Source organism: Bacillus sp. VA13, assembly GCF_055710085.1.
Genome location: NZ_JBVQPP010000001.1, coordinates 1,009,701 through 1,026,108, shown reverse-complemented (window position 1 = coordinate 1,026,108; position 16,408 = coordinate 1,009,701). Strand labels below are relative to the sequence as shown.

25 protein-coding genes and 1 tRNA gene are annotated in these 16,408 nt (G+C 41.2%); 19 read left to right on the top strand and 7 right to left on the bottom strand.

What is annotated here, in order from left to right; all coding sequences use genetic code 11:
- Nucleotides 1-72: 72 nt before the first annotated feature.
- The 3 genes from AC0C66_RS05255 to AC0C66_RS05245 all read left to right on the top strand — a co-directional run bounded on the left by AC0C66_RS05255 (nucleotide 73) and on the right by AC0C66_RS05245 (nucleotide 2,642).
- Nucleotides 73-1,203 (top strand): M14 family metallopeptidase, encoded by a 1,131-nt coding sequence (locus AC0C66_RS05255; RefSeq protein WP_472973509.1) that lies wholly within the window; start codon nucleotides 73-75, stop codon nucleotides 1,201-1,203.
- Nucleotides 1,204-1,269: 66 nt separating this feature from the next.
- On the top strand, nucleotides 1,270-2,325 hold the full coding sequence (locus AC0C66_RS05250; RefSeq protein ID WP_114150378.1) for a YqgU-like beta propeller domain-containing protein: 1,056 nt from the start codon (nucleotides 1,270-1,272) through the stop codon (nucleotides 2,323-2,325).
- Nucleotides 2,326-2,327: 2 nt separating this feature from the next.
- Nucleotides 2,328-2,642, top strand: a complete 315-nt coding sequence (locus AC0C66_RS05245; RefSeq protein ID WP_472973508.1) for an MTH1187 family thiamine-binding protein — start codon at nucleotides 2,328-2,330, stop codon at nucleotides 2,640-2,642.
- A gap of 31 nt (nucleotides 2,643-2,673) precedes the next feature.
- Here the strand turns inward: AC0C66_RS05245 and AC0C66_RS05240 are convergent, their stop codons facing one another.
- Complete coding sequence (locus AC0C66_RS05240) at nucleotides 2,674-2,847, bottom strand: DUF2759 domain-containing protein (RefSeq protein WP_014114408.1); 174 nt, start codon at nucleotides 2,845-2,847, stop codon at nucleotides 2,674-2,676.
- A gap of 156 nt (nucleotides 2,848-3,003) precedes the next feature.
- On the opposite strand from AC0C66_RS05240, the gene AC0C66_RS05235 reads away from it, so the two are divergent.
- A complete protein-coding gene (locus tag AC0C66_RS05235; RefSeq protein ID WP_472973507.1) occupies nucleotides 3,004-3,639 on the top strand; it encodes an MBL fold metallo-hydrolase in 636 nt (211 codons plus the stop codon).
- A 39-nt stretch (nucleotides 3,640-3,678) separates the two neighbouring features.
- On the opposite strand, the gene AC0C66_RS05230 is transcribed toward AC0C66_RS05235, so the two are convergent.
- Nucleotides 3,679-3,924 (bottom strand): DUF2626 domain-containing protein, encoded by a 246-nt coding sequence (locus AC0C66_RS05230; RefSeq protein ID WP_003226300.1) that lies wholly within the window; start codon nucleotides 3,922-3,924, stop codon nucleotides 3,679-3,681.
- Between the two features lie 233 nt (nucleotides 3,925-4,157).
- On the opposite strand from AC0C66_RS05230, the gene mgsR reads away from it, so the two are divergent.
- Complete coding sequence (mgsR, locus tag AC0C66_RS05225; protein ID WP_003226302.1) at nucleotides 4,158-4,535, top strand: transcriptional regulator MgsR; 378 nt, start codon at nucleotides 4,158-4,160, stop codon at nucleotides 4,533-4,535.
- A gap of 66 nt (nucleotides 4,536-4,601) precedes the next feature.
- On the opposite strand, the gene AC0C66_RS05220 is transcribed toward mgsR, so the two are convergent.
- A tRNA-Gln gene (locus tag AC0C66_RS05220) sits at nucleotides 4,602-4,672 on the bottom strand.
- Between the two features lie 86 nt (nucleotides 4,673-4,758).
- Between AC0C66_RS05220 and AC0C66_RS05215 the strand changes: the two genes are divergently transcribed.
- A complete protein-coding gene (locus AC0C66_RS05215; protein WP_014114406.1) occupies nucleotides 4,759-5,598 on the top strand; it encodes an STAS domain-containing protein in 840 nt (279 codons plus the stop codon).
- Between the two features lie 40 nt (nucleotides 5,599-5,638).
- Here the strand turns inward: AC0C66_RS05215 and AC0C66_RS05210 are convergent, their stop codons facing one another.
- Entirely contained in the window at nucleotides 5,639-6,967 is a 1,329-nt protein-coding gene (locus AC0C66_RS05210; RefSeq protein WP_472973506.1) for a hemolysin family protein, read from the bottom strand.
- Between the two features lie 143 nt (nucleotides 6,968-7,110).
- On the opposite strand from AC0C66_RS05210, the gene AC0C66_RS05205 reads away from it, so the two are divergent.
- The 10 genes from AC0C66_RS05205 (at nucleotide 7,111) to AC0C66_RS05160 (ending at nucleotide 12,942) form a co-directional block, all read left to right on the top strand.
- Nucleotides 7,111-8,064, top strand: a complete 954-nt coding sequence (locus tag AC0C66_RS05205; protein WP_014114404.1) for a magnesium transporter CorA family protein — start codon at nucleotides 7,111-7,113, stop codon at nucleotides 8,062-8,064.
- 62 nt (nucleotides 8,065-8,126) lie between these two features.
- Nucleotides 8,127-8,537, top strand: coding sequence for a CBS domain-containing protein (locus AC0C66_RS05200; protein ID WP_014114403.1), 411 nt, complete (start codon nucleotides 8,127-8,129; stop codon nucleotides 8,535-8,537).
- Between the two features lie 213 nt (nucleotides 8,538-8,750).
- On the top strand, nucleotides 8,751-9,821 hold the full coding sequence (gene comGA / locus AC0C66_RS05195; RefSeq protein ID WP_072183690.1) for a competence protein ComGA: 1,071 nt from the start codon (nucleotides 8,751-8,753) through the stop codon (nucleotides 9,819-9,821).
- Nucleotides 9,808-10,845: a competence type IV pilus assembly protein ComGB gene (gene comGB, locus AC0C66_RS05190; RefSeq protein ID WP_014114401.1), complete on the top strand. Its 1,038-nt coding sequence runs from the start codon at nucleotides 9,808-9,810 to the stop codon at nucleotides 10,843-10,845. Before comGA ends, comGB begins: the two co-directional genes overlap by 14 nt.
- A 13-nt stretch (nucleotides 10,846-10,858) precedes the next feature.
- Complete coding sequence (gene comGC / locus AC0C66_RS05185) at nucleotides 10,859-11,155, top strand: comG operon protein ComGC (protein ID WP_014114400.1); 297 nt, start codon at nucleotides 10,859-10,861, stop codon at nucleotides 11,153-11,155.
- Nucleotides 11,145-11,576 (top strand): competence type IV pilus minor pilin ComGD, encoded by a 432-nt coding sequence (comGD, locus tag AC0C66_RS05180; RefSeq protein WP_087986880.1) that lies wholly within the window; start codon nucleotides 11,145-11,147, stop codon nucleotides 11,574-11,576. The genes comGC and comGD overlap by 11 nt, the downstream gene beginning before the upstream one ends.
- Nucleotides 11,560-11,907, top strand: coding sequence for a competence type IV pilus minor pilin ComGE (gene comGE, locus AC0C66_RS05175; RefSeq protein ID WP_072183693.1), 348 nt, complete (start codon nucleotides 11,560-11,562; stop codon nucleotides 11,905-11,907). Before comGD ends, comGE begins: the two co-directional genes overlap by 17 nt.
- A 25-nt stretch (nucleotides 11,908-11,932) precedes the next feature.
- A complete protein-coding gene (comGF, locus tag AC0C66_RS05170; RefSeq protein WP_072183694.1) occupies nucleotides 11,933-12,316 on the top strand; it encodes a competence type IV pilus minor pilin ComGF in 384 nt (127 codons plus the stop codon).
- The gene (comGG, locus tag AC0C66_RS05165; RefSeq protein WP_072183695.1) at nucleotides 12,317-12,691 is read left to right on the top strand and encodes a competence type IV pilus minor pilin ComGG; all 375 of its coding nucleotides are present in this window, start codon (nucleotides 12,317-12,319) and stop codon (nucleotides 12,689-12,691) included.
- 71 nt (nucleotides 12,692-12,762) lie between these two features.
- On the top strand, nucleotides 12,763-12,942 hold the full coding sequence (locus tag AC0C66_RS05160) for a YqzE family protein (RefSeq protein ID WP_003226330.1): 180 nt from the start codon (nucleotides 12,763-12,765) through the stop codon (nucleotides 12,940-12,942).
- A 41-nt stretch (nucleotides 12,943-12,983) separates the two neighbouring features.
- Here the strand turns inward: AC0C66_RS05160 and AC0C66_RS05155 are convergent, their stop codons facing one another.
- A complete protein-coding gene (locus AC0C66_RS05155; RefSeq protein ID WP_014114393.1) occupies nucleotides 12,984-13,310 on the bottom strand; it encodes a YqzG/YhdC family protein in 327 nt (108 codons plus the stop codon).
- Between the two features lie 270 nt (nucleotides 13,311-13,580).
- On the opposite strand from AC0C66_RS05155, the gene tapA reads away from it, so the two are divergent.
- The 3 genes from tapA (at nucleotide 13,581) to tasA (ending at nucleotide 15,747) form a co-directional block, all read left to right on the top strand.
- Entirely contained in the window at nucleotides 13,581-14,342 is a 762-nt protein-coding gene (tapA, locus tag AC0C66_RS05150; RefSeq protein WP_090558099.1) for an amyloid fiber anchoring/assembly protein TapA, read from the top strand.
- A complete protein-coding gene (gene sipW / locus AC0C66_RS05145; protein WP_014114391.1) occupies nucleotides 14,326-14,898 on the top strand; it encodes a signal peptidase I SipW in 573 nt (190 codons plus the stop codon). Before tapA ends, sipW begins: the two co-directional genes overlap by 17 nt.
- Before the next feature lie 63 nt (nucleotides 14,899-14,961).
- Nucleotides 14,962-15,747, top strand: coding sequence for a biofilm matrix protein TasA (gene tasA, locus AC0C66_RS05140; protein ID WP_014114390.1), 786 nt, complete (start codon nucleotides 14,962-14,964; stop codon nucleotides 15,745-15,747).
- Between the two features lie 93 nt (nucleotides 15,748-15,840).
- Here the strand turns inward: tasA and sinR are convergent, their stop codons facing one another.
- Nucleotides 15,841-16,176, bottom strand: coding sequence for a transcriptional regulator SinR (sinR, locus tag AC0C66_RS05135; protein WP_003226345.1), 336 nt, complete (start codon nucleotides 16,174-16,176; stop codon nucleotides 15,841-15,843).
- Between the two features lie 33 nt (nucleotides 16,177-16,209).
- The gene (gene sinI / locus AC0C66_RS05130) at nucleotides 16,210-16,383 is read right to left on the bottom strand and encodes an anti-repressor SinI (protein ID WP_003226347.1); all 174 of its coding nucleotides are present in this window, start codon (nucleotides 16,381-16,383) and stop codon (nucleotides 16,210-16,212) included.
- Nucleotides 16,384-16,408 lie beyond the last annotated feature (25 nt).

The following is a 16,408-nucleotide window of genomic DNA, read 5'->3' as shown; positions in this document are numbered from 1 at the left end:
CTCCCGCATCAAAGTGGCGGGAGGCTTTCTTTTTTTTAATACGCTGTCATATAGTAACAAAAAAGGAGGATGATGATGGCGTTTATTATGGTGAAACCTGAGATCAAGCACAATTTGGCCAGAGTGGCGAGAGAACTGAAGATAGACGAGGAATTGCTTAGAAGTTCAAATCGATCCGCACAGAAACATCAATTGTATTGTCCTGGTTATCTTATAGAAGAGTATAACGATAAAGAGCTTCAAACCATTCAGGACATAAAGAGCTTTTTACAGCCTCGGCAGCTGGACCTTTCTGATAACTGGGTGGAGCAAGAAAAAATCTATGATGCTTCAGCTGTTGAAAAGGAAATAAAGAAGATCATTGATGTGTTTCCGTTTGTCTCATGCCGGGAAATCGGCCGTTCTGTACTCGGCAGGCCAATCTGGGAGCTAAAAACTGGCGGGGGGCATGCCGCAAAAAAGGTTCATATGAACGCCTCATTTCATGCGAATGAGTGGATCACAACGTCTGTCCTGCTGAAATGGTTTAAGGAATACTGTATATCATTATGCTGCAACTCGCCTTTTTTTGGCTTTTCTCCCATGAAGCTGTTCAGCAGCACATCCTTGTCTCTCGTACCTCTTGTTAATCCGGATGGCGTTGATCTTGTCTTGAACGGACCAGAAGGCATGGGAGCAAGGAAAGATGAGCTTGAAAGGCTAAATGATCATCGTCCGAATTTTAATGAATGGAAGGCAAACATAAACGGAGTCGATTTAAATAAACAATTTCCGTCACTATGGGAAATTGAAAAATACCGCAAACCTACAGCACCCAGCTACCGCGATTTTCCGGGAATCTCTCCACTCACGGAGCCGGAATCCATCGCGATGTACCGGCTGATAACGGAGAATCCGCCTGACAGACTGCTGGCTCTCCATACTCAGGGGGAAGAAATTTATTGGGGCTATAAAGGCCTTGAGCCTGAAGAATCTGCTGCTGTCATAAAGGATTTTGAGAAGTTAAGCGGGAACATTTATAAAGGAATACGGGATATAGACAGCTATGCGGGATTTCGCGATTGGTTTATTCACCATTATTTTAAAGAAGGATATACGGTGGAACTTGGAAAAGGCCAAAATCCTTTGCCGTTTCAGCAGTTTTCACATATTTATAACGCCACAAACGGCATTTTGTGGAGGGCGTTATTTTTTCATGAGTAACTGAAACTTTTTCTTTTTTCTGCCGAAGTAAATATGAGACAATAAAGATGATCGGGGGGAAGGCTGATGAGATCAGTTTGTTTCATTCTGTTGTCGGCATTGCTGTTTAGTTTATCGGCATGCGAACCATCTCATCAGCAGCAAAAACAGGCAGCGGCGGCAAAAGATGAGGAAAAAGACATCATACCGCTTTCCGCGGAAAAAGCGGATGGAATGGAAGGATGGCTTAATAACAGTACAATTTTATATACCGCGTCTGATCCGACGAAAACGGAGCTTTTTGCGTACCGCATCTTTACCGGCAAAGCGAAAAAGCTCTATCAAACGGATGGTCAAATCGTTGATGTTCAAATTAATCCGAGGAAGCAGATGATTTTGCTGCAAATCACACACAGCCAAAAGACGGCAGTTGTTTTGCTTAATGCAAAAGGAGAGACGCTTTACCAAAAAGATTACGAAACGTATGAACTAGAGGCTGCTTGGAATCAATATGATCCTTATCAAATGATGGTCACGGTATTCACTGAAAACTGGGATTTCCATACATATCAGGTGGATGCTAAAAAAGATGAGACTTCCTTATGTCCAATACAGGTTCCGTTTATTCATTGGACATCCAAAAACACATTTGATTATATAAAAGAGGGAAGAGACGATAAGTCAGGGCCTTTATATACATTCGATACAGTCTCCAAAGCGGAACAGAAGCTCGAGGATGACGTTCTCTTCTTTGATTCTTTTCATCAAATGAGTTTTACTGTCAAACCAGCTTCCAGAGAAAAAGGGACGTATCAGTTTAAAACGCCGCAAACAAAATCGCCAGTTACAGCGGAATGGCCGCTCCAAACGAAATATACAAGTTTGGCTCCAATGGAGTATGACTATGATGAAGCAAAAGGCCTGTTTTATACGTTTAGAGAAAGCGGCGATGCATATAAGCTCGCAGCTGTCAATGTGGCATCGGGAAAGGCAAAAGACCTTTTCTCTCTGCCGGAAATGGAGCCGATTCAAATATCTCCGAACGGGGAATATGCGTTATACGGCTTTCATTTTGAGCAGATCATTTTATTGAAATCACATGAAATGAAGCAACTCATCATTGATCAAAAGGAGATGGAATAACGATGGCTATCGCAGATGTAACCATTATCCCAATTGGTACGGAAACACCTAGTGTAAGTGCTTACGTGGCCGATGTGCAAAAGATTTTAGAAGGGTATAAAGCTGAAGGGAAAATCAAATACCAGCTGACATCGATGAATACGCTGATCGAGGGAGAACTCAGTGACCTTTTCACAGTCATTCAGGCTATTCACGAAGCGCCGTTTCAAAAAGGGCTGCACAGAGTGGCAACGAACATCCGCATCGATGACAGGCGTGACAAAAAAACGACGCTTGAAAGCAAAATTGAAAGTGTCAATAAACATTTACAGCAATAAAAATAAACCTGTATCCGATCGGATACAGGTTTTAATGTGCAGTTGGATAGCCGCTGTTTATCACGGTCATCACGGTAAACCAGCCAAAGACAAATAAGGTGGCTCCGGCCAATAAAAATCCAAGTATATTTCTATTTTTAACAGAACGCAAGACTCCCCATAAAGCGAAAAGAGCGACAAGGCCGAAAATCACGACAAGTAACATTACGCAGCCCCCTTTACATTGAAAAACCTGCAATTCTTTCCATTTTTATTCTACCTGTTTTTTATAGGTTTGTCGATAGCGTTTTCATTGCGATTGATTGAATCTTTTTTCAAAAACCCTCATAATAGGAACATAAAAAAGAAAGAGGTGATATAAGTGAAATGGAGACGAATGCCAGTAGGGCCGATTCAAGCGAACGCATATTTTCTCATCAATGATGATCAATGCCTGATTTTTGATCCGGGCGGCGAAGGAAATAAAATCAATCAATACATAAAAGAAAAAGGGTTGACGCCTTTAGCCATTTTGCTTACACATGCCCATTTTGACCATATAGGGGCACTTGATGAAGTGAGAGAAAAATGGGATATCCCTGTTTACTTGCATCAGAATGAAAAGAATTGGCTTACGGATGCCTCTTTAAACGGCTCCGGCATGCTGCGAGGGATAGAAATCACAGCTAAGCCTGCAGATTATCTGATTGAAGGAGACGGTGAGCTGAATATCGGACCGTTTCATTTAGAAACATTATTTACGCCGGGACATTCGCCAGGCAGTGTTTCTTACTACGTGAAGGATGCAGACTTGGTGATCTCCGGTGATGTCCTGTTTCAAGGCGGCATAGGGCGTACTGATTTAATAGGCGGCGATCAAGAGACGCTGCTGACGTCCATTCATGAAAAACTGCTAACGCTGCCGGAGCACACGTTGGTGTTAAGCGGCCATGGCCTTGAAACAGACGTGCAGACAGAGCAGGATCAAAATCCGTTTTTAAATGGGTTTTCATTGTAAAAAAAGAGACAAACCGAGAAGGTTTGTCTCTTTTTGCATTTAATGGCCTCCGCCGCCGGGCACCATAATAAAAATCGAGTAATATGTAAAGCCGGCGAAGAAAATCGTTAAATAAGCCCCAAAAATATAAATATACATGCGTTCAGTTAAGTTCAAATACGATAGAAATACAAATAAGATCGTCTGTCCAAAAAATAAAAGGGAAGCATCTTTCATATCACCCAAATAAAACATGACTGCAAAAATTCCCGTCCAAAATCCTAACACCCGGAACATGCGATTCATTTTTATCCCCTCCCGAGAGTCCCTCTGATTGCTATTATAATAGATCACACCTATAAATGTAAACATTTTCATTATTGATATACAAATGGAATTTGTTCCTTTGATTGCGTTTTCTATTATATGAATGGTTTTTTAAAAATAATCCGAAAAAAAGTTCTGTAAATGGTTTAAATAAAAAATGATCCGGGTAGTTATTCTACAAAGAGATGGTTAACTGAGGAGGAAAAAAACGAATGGAACAATTAATTTTTTACTCATATCCAAGCTGCACGTCATGCCGAAAAACAAAACATTGGCTTAAAGCGCATCAAATTGAATTTAACGAACGGCACTTATTCAGAGAAACCCCGACAGTGGAAGAATTGAGGTACATTTTATCATTAACGACAGAAGGAATTGATGAAATTTTAGCGACAAGAAGCCAGACCTTCAAAAATTTAAATCTAAACATTGAAGAGATGACGGTAAATGAGGTGCTGGAACTTTTAATCGAGAAGCCGAAGCTTTTGCGACGTCCGATTCTTGTGGACAACAAAAAGCTGGTGATTGGTTATAATCCGGGAGAACTGTTGAAGTTATCGAAGAAGAAAACAGTTCATCAATCTGCATGATGAAAAACCGAAGATCCGCTGATTTATACGAATCAGCTTATCTTCGGTTTTTCACCTGTTCAGAAACTGGGCTAGCTGGATTCGAACCAACGATCACGGAGTCAAAGTCCATTGCCTTACCGCTTGGCTATAGCCCATTGAATGTAAACATAGTATGTGTAGAGGCAGACATGTTATACATATGAAGCATATATTTTTAAAAAACAGGAGGTAGCTCATTAAGATGATAGCTCTTGATCAGCATGTAACAGAGCACAAAGAAGATATTATGAAACAATGGCTGGAAACTTGCACGTCAAAAGGAAACTGGCTGCATACCGCTAAAGATCAGCAAAAATTAGAACAAAAGTTATTAGACCAGCACGAATCATTAGTGACCATCGTGGCGAAATCCCTTAGCAAAGCAGAAGACGTAAAGGATGAGCTCAATCGATGGTCTCTTCAATGTGCCAGAGACCGTGCCGTTCATGAAGTGACTGTAACAGAAAGTGTCGGCCAGTTTAACGCCTTCAGGCACGTCATGTTTGAATGGATTCAGAAATTCAGCGAAGCCTCCTCTCAAGAAATCAGCATTCAGGACATTTGTGAGTGGAGCCAGATTTTGAATCAAACCATTGATGAGATCATCGAAGTTTTTACTGAAGAATATTACCAGGTCACCATGATACAATTAAACGCGCAAAAAGAAATGATTAATGAATTGAGTGCGCCGATTATGCCGATATCTGAGGGGATAGGGATTCTTCCGCTTGTCGGTGAAATTGATACGTACAGAGCGAGGACGATTTTGGAGTCGGTGCTGCAGCAGTGCTCAGCGTTAAAGCTCTCATATTTATTTTTAGATATTTCAGGTGTTCCCATCGTCGATACAATGGTGGCCTATCAAATTTTTAAAGTGATTGACAGCACCAAACTGCTCGGCATTGAGACAATTATTTCAGGAATCAGACCTGAAATTGCCCAAACTGTGGTGAAGCTGGGTCTGGATTTTTCGAATGTGAAAACCGAGCAAAGTCTTGCTAAAGCCCTGGCCAATAAAGGGTTTAAGATAGAAGAGTGTTGATGCCATTGCTGAAAAAAGCTGCTGAACAGCCTCCCTCGGGCTATTCAGCTTTTTTTACTTCTATAAATAAAATGTGATGGCTGTCGATGTCTTTTACCTTAAAAGAGTAGCCGTCATATTCAATGACACTTTCAGGCTCGGCGTCTATGTTTTGTGTGAGAAACCAGCCGCCCAAGGTGTCTACTTCTGCGTCTGATAAATCTGTTCCAAGCAGGTTGTTTACATCGCTGATTAATAATTTTGCATTTAATAAGTAATGATCCTTTCCGAGCTCGCGGATATGAGGCACTTCATCTGCATCAAATTCATCACGGATTTCTCCTACAATTTCTTCGATAATATCCTCGACAGTGACCAAACCGGAAGTCCCGCCATATTCATCAATGAGGATCGCCAGATGAGTACGTTCCTTTTGCATTTTCAGCAGCAATTTATAAATCGGAATTGTCTCAATAACGTGGATAACAGGCTGAATGAAAGGTTCAATTTGCTGCTTTTTTAATGAGAAATCTTTCGACAGCATTGAAAACAGCACTTCTTTCATATTGATTACGCCAATGACATTATCTTTATCCTCTCTGACAACTGGGTACCGTGTATATTTTGTTTGCTTCACTGTTTCCTCCAGGTTTGGAATGGAGTCTTCATCAAGTGACAAACTGACCATTTCATTTCGCGGCACCATGATTTCCTTTGCCATTCGCTTATCAAAGGTAAAGACATTATTCATGTATTTTAATTCGCTTTTTCTGATTTCACCGCTTTTATAGCTTTCTGCCAAAAGAACCCGCAGCTCTTCCTCTGTATATGCCAGCTCATGCTCTGATGCCGGCTTCAGTCCAAACGCCCCTGTAATCAACCGGGCAGAGTGGTTCAGCAGCCAAATGAATGGAAACATGATCTTATAAAACCAAATAAGCGGTTTGGCAAGCATCAATGTAATGCTTTCTGCTTTTTGAATGGCGAAACTCTTTGGCGCCAGCTCCCCGATGACGACGCTTAAATACGTCACCACTAAAAAGGCGATGACAAGTGAAAGAAGGTGGGTAAGCGATTCATTTAAGCCTGCTTTATGAAAAAGCGGCCGAAGCAGGGTTTGCACAGTCGGTTCTCCAAGCCAGCCCAGTCCTAAAGCTGCGACTGTGATGCCCAGCTGGCAGGCTGATAAATATTCATCAAGATGAGTGATGACATGCTTTGCCGCTTTAGCACCTTTCTTTCCTTTTGCGACAAGCTGATCAATTCTGGATCGCCGCACTTTTACGATTGAAAATTCTACGGCAACAAAAAAACCTGTTAACAAAATGAGAATAGCGACTGCTAGTAAATTAATAAATTCCAAAACAACTGCCTTCTCCAAGGAAGGCATGCACCTCCCTTTTCCGATGTCTTTCTACATTCCATACCACCGGAAATTGCTCACAAAACATGCGTTGAAGCGGTTGACTGGTTTAGCAATGCCTTTCTTGGGCAATTAAAGAATAAAAGAACAAAAGTTTGGAGGAGCTTGACATGAAGGCACATACGGGAAAGGATTGGTTTTGGTACCAAATGGGGCCTCAGGAAAGAAATAAAGCAAGAGATCTGATCCACTTTTCTCACTGGCCTCAATGTGAGAAGTGGTTTGAAAATAACCATCATATTAATTTTTTGCGCGTAGACACGACTGAAACAGAAAATGAAGCGGTATTTGGCTCGATTGTATATGATCAGGGGCTGGGTGAGGAAAAAGACCATACCGTTTTTCACTTTTATATAACCAGGCAATATTTTTTCACAATTAACTTTGATTTTTCGATTTTGAAGGGGATTAAGGGAAAACAAGTTGTCCAGCAAATGGAAAGAGCGGATAGTACCATGGAGGGATTTTTGATCCTTCTCGGCGAGTTAATGAATGTGTATCTAATCGGTTTAGATGAATTTGAAGTAAAGCTGAGAAAGCTCAGATGGCAAATCAAAGACGATAATAGCAAAAGCATTTTAAACCGTGTCCATCTCCTGCACCATGAGCTGATGGTCTGGAAAAACTTAATCCTAAGCACTAAAAAAATTGAAATGGCATTGAAAGAAACCTTTTTGCCCCAAAATGAAGGTAAAAAGGTTTATCAGCGGATACAACTCAAAATTGACAGGGGGTTTACATACATTAGCGAATTTGAAGGGGAGCTTAATAGTCTGTTGCATTCAGAGGAAGTCATTACCTCTCACAGGGGAAATGAAATATTCAAAGCGCTGACCATTTTCACGACGCTTTTTACGCCGGTTACAGCACTCGGTGCCCTCTGGGGGATGAACTTTTCAGTGATGCCTGAGCTGAATTGGAAATACGGATATCTCTTTTCTCTCTTATTGATTCTCACTTCGACGGTTCTGATCTACCTATATTTGAAGAAGAAAGGCTGGACGGGAGATATGCTGCAGGAGCGGAAGAAGAAAAAGAAAACCCGGAAAAGGCGGACACTGTAGGAGGTTTCATTTTTTGTGCAGCGGATAAAGAATAAATAGAACACGGTAAAGGAGGAATGGAAATGAAAATAAGAGACATCATGACAAAGAATGTAGAATGCTGTGAACCAACCGCTTCAATCACGGAACTAGCGAAAAAGATGAGAGACTCCAATGTCGGTTCTATTCCAATCTGTGAAAATGGCACACTTCAGGGGATTGTTTCTGATCGGGATATTGTGACGAGATGCTTAGCTGAAAATCAGATGGATGCAAAAGCAAGTGACATCATGAGCGCCGACATCGTTTCCGGCCATCTCGATATGTCCGCTGAAGAAGCGGGGCAGCTTATGGCAGAGCACCAAATCCGCCGTTTACCGATTCTTGAAAACGAACGAATTGCCGGTATTGTGGCATTAGGCGATCTATCCGTTGAGAAGGATACTGATCAAAAAGCCGGAGAAGCATTAAGTGAAATTTCTAAATCAGCATAATGAAAGATGGAGTGAAGCAGGCATGATGATCATCATGCCTGCTTTTTTATTGAGAAAATAATGAATTCAATGAGGTACATTCAGCTGAAACAATCTTTTCTGTCAGCAGGAATTGATTTTTCTGCATATAACATCTCCGGAAATCACCTTTCCACGGTTTGATTACAGGTCCTTCTTTTTCTACAATACGCATTGAAAGGAGAGGGAATCAAATTGGATTCAATAGAAAAGATAAGCAGAACCTTGATTGAAGAGGCATATATAACAAAGGCTTCTGACATTCACATTGTACCGAGGGAGCGGGACGCCATCATTCATTTTCGGGTTGATCATGCCTTGCTGAAAAAAAGGCACATGAAAAAAGAAGAGTGCGTAAGACTGATTTCACATTTTAAATTTCTCTCAGCGATGGACATAGGGGAAAGGCGGAAGCCGCAAAATGGTTCGCTTACATTAAAGCTAGAGGAGGGAAATGTTCATTTAAGAATGTCAACGCTCCCCACAATTAATGAAGAAAGCCTCGTGATCAGAGTAATGCCTCAATACAATATCCCTTCGATTGATAAGCTGTCATTATTTCCGAAGACAGGAGCCACTTTACTCTCATTTTTAAAACATTCCCACGGCATGCTCATTTTTACCGGGCCGACTGGTTCAGGGAAGACCACCACATTATACTCTCTTGTTCAATATGCAAAAAAACACTTTAATCGAAATATTGTCACACTGGAGGACCCTGTTGAAACAAGGGATGAGGATGTTCTTCAGGTGCAGGTGAATGAAAAAGCCGGTGTGACTTATTCCGCAGGGCTGAAGGCTATTTTGCGCCATGACCCGGATATGATTATCTTAGGTGAGATCAGAGATGCGGAAACAGCTAAAATCGCGGTACGGGCAGCGATGACAGGGCATTTGGTGCTGACGAGCCTTCATACGAGAGATGCGAAGGGCGCGATTTACAGGCTGCTTGAATTCGGCATCAATATGAATGAAATCGAACAGACTGTCATTGCAATAGCGGCTCAGCGCTTGGTTGATTTGGCTTGCCCGTTTTGTGAAAACGGATGTTCATCAGTATATTGCCGCCAGTCACGAAACACCAGGAGAGCAAGCGTTTATGAGCTCCTTTACGGAAAAAATCTTCAGCAATGTATTCAGGAGGCAAAAGGAAATCATGCAAATTACCAATATCAAACGCTACGTCAAATTATCAGAAAAGGAATTGCACTCGGCTATTTGACGACAAACAACTATGACCGGTGGGTTTATCATGAAACAGATTAGAAAAACCTGGCCGTTAAAGGATCAAGCCCAGTTATTGAAGCGGCTCGGTGAAATGACGGAGGGCGGATATACGCTTCTGGATGGAATACGGCTGATGGAACTTCAGATGAATAAGAGGCAGGCGGCTGACTTGACTGATGCGATCACTCGTTTGAGGGAAGGGGCTCCGTTTTATCAAGTATTAAAGGGTTTGTCATTTCATAAGGAAGCCGTAGGTATCTGTTATTTTGCTGAAACACATGGTGAACTGCCTGCCTCCATGATTCAGAGCGGAGAGCTGCTGGAACGCAAAATTGCACAGGCAGACCAGCTGAAAAGGGTGCTGCGATATCCGCTTTTCCTCATCTTCACAGTCGCTGTCATGTTTTATATGTTACAGGCCATCATCATTCCTCAGTTTTCCGGTATTTATCAATCGATGAATATGGAAACCACACGTTCAACTGATATGCTTTTTGCTTTTTTTCAGCATATTGATCTTGTAATCATATTGTTGGCTCTATTTGCAGGAGGTATCGGGCTTTATTATTGGCTTGTGTTTAAGAAAAAATCACCTGCCCGGCAAATGCTTATTTGTGTCAGAATTCCTTTAGTTGGAAACCTTGTCAGGCTGTTTAACAGCTACTTTTTTTCTTTGCAGCTAAGCAGCCTTTTACAATCAGGTCTCTCAATATATGACAGCCTTAACGCATTTAAACATCAAACGTTTCTCCCTTTTTACCGCTGCGAGGCTGAACAAGTGATTGAACGGCTAAAAGCTGGTGAATCAATTGAAACCGCTATTTGTGAAAGCCCTTTTTATGAAACTGATTTTTCAAAAGTCATATCTCACGGACAGCTGAGCGGCCGTCTTGATCGGGAGCTTTTCACATACAGTCAGTTCATATTGCAGCGGCTGGAACACAAGGCGCAAAAATGGACAGGCATCCTTCAGCCTATGATTTATGGATTTGTTGCAGCGATGATCTTAATTGTGTATTTATCTATGCTTTTGCCTATGTATCAGATGATGAATCAAATGTGAAAGGAAGAGGCTGATGAATGAGAAAGGATTTACACTTGTTGAAATGCTAATTGTGCTCTTTATTATTTCGATCTTGCTTTTAATTACGATACCGAACGTCACGAAACATAATCAAACCATTCAGAAAAAGGGCTGTGAAGGCCTTCAAAACATGATTAAGGCACAAATGACTGCATTTGAGCTTGACCATGAAGGACAGACACCGAGTCTTGCTGATTTACAATCAGAGGGTTATGTGAAAAAGGATGCAGTTTGTCCAAATGGGAAGCACATTATTATCACTGGCGGAGAAGTTAAGGTTGAACATTAAATTAAACGAGGAGGAGGGATTTACCCTTTTAGAAAGCTTGCTTGTGTTAAGCCTCGCCTCTATCCTCTTGATCGCCGTGTTTACCACGCTTCCTCCTGCTTATGACAACACAGCTGTCCGTCAGGCGGCATGGCAGCTGAAAAACGATATTATGCTTGCACAGCAGACTGCAATTTCCAGTCATCAAAGAACAAAAATTCTCTTTCAGAGAAAAGAATATCAATTAGTTATGGGGGATACGGTAATTGAACGGCCGTATGCGACGGGACTTTCTATAGAACCGAAGACATTAAAAGACCGTTTGGAATTTAATGAGAAAGGGCGCCCGAATGCAGGGGGAAAAATACGAGTAAAAGGACATGTTGCTTATGACATAACAGTTTATTTAGGGAGCGGAAGAGTCAATGTGGAGAGAAAATAAAGGTTTTTCTACAATAGAAACAATGTCTGCGCTAAGCCTGTGGCTGTTTCTGCTGCTGACAGTCGTTCCTTTATGGGACAAGCTGATAGCTGATGAAAATATGGCGGAATCTCGAGAAATCGGCTACCAAATGATGAATGAAAGCATTAGCAAATATATGATGACTGGTGAAGGAACTGAGGAGAAAACGGGTACAATGGACAATAATAACTATACGCTAAAGTGGGAGGAGGAGGGGGAATATCAAAACGTATGCATCTCAGCAGCAGCTTATAAAGAAAAACCATTTTGCCTCAGCATTCTGCGGACAGACTGGCTATACGCTTCTTAACGTATTATTTTCGTTTTCCGTCTTTTTGCTCATATCGGGATCGTTAGCTATGATCTTCCATCTGTTTTTGTCACGGCAGCAGGAACATGACGGTTTCACACAGCAAGAATGGCTGATTTCGATGGAACAGATGATGAACGAGTGCAAGCAGTCACACGCAGTCAAGACAGCCGAACATGGGAGCGTGTTGATCTGTACCAATTCTTCTGGGCAAGACATACGTTTTGAAACCTATCAGTCAATGATAAGAAAAAGGGTAGATGGCAAAGGGCATGTTCCGATTCTAGATGATATTGCAGCCATGAGTGCCGATATTGAAAATGGTGTTGTTTTGCTGGAAATTGAGAGTGAGAACCAAAAAGTGTATCAAACTGCTTTTCCGGTTTATCCGTATTTAGGAGGAGGGTAAATGGACAGCACGAAAGGGTTTATTTATCCCGCTGTTCTTTTTGTGTCCGCGCTTGTGCTGCTGATCGTGAACTTTACTGCTGCGCAATATATTTCACGCTGCATGTTTGAAAAGGAAACAAAAGAGTTTTACACAGGAGAGAATTTGCTTCAGAATGGCGCGCTTCTGTCAATTCGGCATGTTCTTGAGCAGCGGAAAGGCCAAAAGGATTCACAGCAGTTTCCATATGGGCAGGTTTCTTATTACATTTACGATACATCGATAAAAGAGCAAAAAGAAATCAACCTAAAAGCGTTGACGGAGTCGGGAACAGAAAGAACTGCACAGATCGTGTTTGATCAAAAACAGAAAAAACTGCTGAGCTGGACAGAATAGGGCAAAGAAAAGGGTATAAAAAAAGTCATGTGAGCCAACACTTCATAATAATTGAATGATGAGGTGATCACGTGAAAACGAATGATTATGTCAAATATATGACTCAGCAATTTGTCAAATATATAGATACTCCGAGAGATGAGCGAAAAGAACGAAAAGAGGTGCGGAAAGAAACAAAAACGCCCGCTTCCCAGCATTGGTTCGGTATTTTACCCTATGGTTTCAGGCTATGGCTGAAGCGGAAAAAATAACCGCAAATATAACGAATAAGGTCCTTCAAAAATGGAGGACCTTATTGATATTCTTCTAATATGGCAATTTTATTAACCTTTTGGCTATAGGGATCAAATGAAATCGTCACAAATACGCCGAATTCCTTTGATCCTTCCCTCAGGGTTAAATGGTATTGCTTCACTGCTTCATCTTTTCTTTTGCGGTCCCATACTTTTTGTTTGAACAGTACCTGTGCGAGCGGGTACCTTTTTTTTGCTTCTTTTACTGCAAGCTCTTCCCATTTGGACATGTGGCGGGCGGTCACAAGCGGTGCTTCTTCTGCGTGAGCGGCAACGGTGCCGAAAACGAGAAGAGAAAGACAAATCACACATTGTTTGATCATCATGCTGTCACCCTTTCGTTGTTTATTATTACCAAATCATAATTGGCTATGCATTTAATTTTTCACATAATAATCCCAAAAATTTCAAAAAAACAAAAAGGTGAGCAATACTGAGCAAGACTTTGTAATATGATGAAAACATTCTCTTAAACGAACAAAATGAACGATTTTGGTGTTTTTCAATCGATTAAACGTTGATTATACTCTATTTGTACGGTTCTTTAAAGAGAACGATTGTTATATCAAGTGACAGTGTTTTACAGGAGGTAAGATATGTTTCGATTGTTTCGCAATCAGCAAAAGACGAAGACGAAACTGAAAGTTTTGCTTATTTTTCAGATTTCAGTCATTTTCAGTCTGACTGCCGCGATATGCTTACAATTTTCCGGTGATACAAGCGCTGCTTTTCATGATATTGAAACATTTGATGTCCCGCTTCAAACGTGTACAGACTTTCAGCATACAGATAAAAACTGCGATTATGATAAACGCTGGGATCAAAGTGATTTGCACTTGTCTAATCAAACGGATACGAAAGGCACTGTATGCTCACCTATTTCTCTGTTTGCTGAGCTCGAAAATACAGGCGAGGGACTTAGGAAATCAAAGTGGAAGTGGGAGCTTCATAAGCTGGAAAATGCCCGCAAACCGTTAAAGGATGGGAACGTGATCGAAAAAGGGTTCGTTTCCAAACAAATCGGCGATTCACTTTATAAAATTGAGACGAAGAAAAAAATGAAACCCGGCATTTATGCATTTAAAGTATATAAACCGGCCGGGTACCCGGCAGACGGCAGTACTTTTGAGTGGTCGGAGCCTATGACGCTTGCAAAGTGCGATGAAAAACCGACAGTGCCTAAAAAAGAAACGAAGCCGGCCGTCAAAAAGGAGAATGAAACATCACAAAAGGATATACAAGAAAAATCAAATAAAGAAGATACATCTCAAGAAACTGTAACAGAAGAAAAAGAAACTCAATCAGTTCAAAAGGAAAGCGGGGAAGAGGATGAAAAAAGCAATGAAGCTGATGAGTAATATTCTCTACGTGATCATCTTTACTCTCATTATTGTGCTGACACTTGTCGTGATTTCAACACGTTCATCCGGGGGAGAGCCGGCAGTGTTTGGATACACGCTGAAATCAGTTCTTTCAGGTTCAATGGAGCCGGAGTTCAACACAGGTTCATTAATATTGGTCAAAGAAATCACTGATGTGAAGGAGCTCCAAAAGGGGGACGTCATTACATTTATGCAGGATGCAAATACGGCGGTCACCCACAGGATTGTTGACAAAACGAAGCAAGGAGACCATTTGTTATTTAAAACAAAAGGGGACAATAACGCAGCAGCTGATTCAGCGCTTGTATCGGACGAAAATGTCCGCGCGCAATATACAGGTTTTCAGCTTCCATATGCCGGCTATATGCTTCATTTTGCCAGTCAGCCGATCGGAACTGCTGTTTTACTGATTGTTCCCGGCGTGATGTTGCTGGTGTACGCTTTTGTGACGATCAGCAGTGCCATTAGAGAAATTGAAAGAAAGACTAAAGCCTTGGAAACAGATACAAAGGACAGCACCATGTCCACTTAACATCAGTTGTAAACCTGGCAACAGGTTTCGATATAATATCATTCAATAAAAGGGGAGTTTGCCATGGGTATGAAAAAGAAATTAAGTTTAGGAGTTGCTTCTGCGGCACTAGGATTAGCTTTAGTTGGCGGAGGAACATGGGCAGCATTTAACGACATTAAATCAACGGATGCTACTTTTGCGTCAGGTACGCTTGATTTATCTGCTAAAGAAAATTCAGCGAGTGTTAATCTGTCAAATCTAAAGCCGGGAGACAAATTGACGAAAGATTTCCAATTTGAAAATAACGGCTCACTTGCAATCAAAGAGGTATTAATGGCGCTGAATTACGGTGAATTTAAAGCAAACGGAGGCAGCAATACATCTGCAGAAGATTTTCTGAGCCAGTTTGAAGTGACCTTATTGACAGTTGGAAAAGAGGGCGGCAATGGATATCCGAAAAATATTATTTTAGATGATGCCAATCTCAAGGACTTGTATTTGATGTCCGCTAAGAATGATGCAGCGGCCGCTGAAAAAATCAAAAAACAAATTGACCCTAAATTCTTAAATGCAAGCGGTAAAGTCAATGTAGCAACAATTGACGGTAAAACCGCTCCTGAATATGATGGTATTCCAAAAACACCGACTGATTTCGATCAAGTTCAAATGGAAATTCAATTCAAAGACGATAAAACAAAAGATGAAAACGGGCTAATGGTCCAAAATAAATACCAAGGCAACTCCATTCAGCTTCAGTTTTCGTTTGAAGCGACACAATGGAATGGTTTGACAATCAAAAAGGAACATACTGATAAAGACGGTTACGTGAAAGAAAATGAAAAAGCGCATAGTGAGGATAAGAATTAATAGCAGCAATAAAAAGAGACGGCCCAGTATACGATATACTGGGCCGTTTCTATGTTTATTGACAAAAGAGGAGTTAGTGCCTCTGCTCAGGCACTACTCCTCTTTTTGGGATTTTCTCCATTTTTGATAATCTAAAAATTCACGAAATTGTTTTTTCGATACCCCGGATGTCATCGCATCGCGAACCAATTTCTCCCATTCACTATCTAATTGACCATCGTATTCGGTTTCATGTTTCTCATCGAGCAAAGTATGAACCGAGACGTCCAGAACAGCGGAGACTTTTTCGAGAAATTGAATGGAGGGGTTCGTTTGTAGATTTCGTTCTATTGAGCTTAAATAAGACTTCGCTACCCCAGCTTTTTCAGCTAGTTCTGATAGTGAGTAGCCTTTTTCTTTACGGTATTGTTTAATACGCTGGCCAATCAATGTCATCACCTTCCTTGTGATATTATAGCACATTCAGAAAGGATTTACGGTATGACTTCTGGCTGCCGGACCAGGATGAGCAGACTTTTTGTTTAAAAGTAAATATTTTCGTATTTCTTCCGGGCTGATATTTGCCTCTTTGGCTTTCATCATTAATTCAACCCATTCTTGATCTAATTCGAAGTGCTCTTGTTTTGCATTTTTCATGCAGTTTCTCCTCCTAAAATACTTG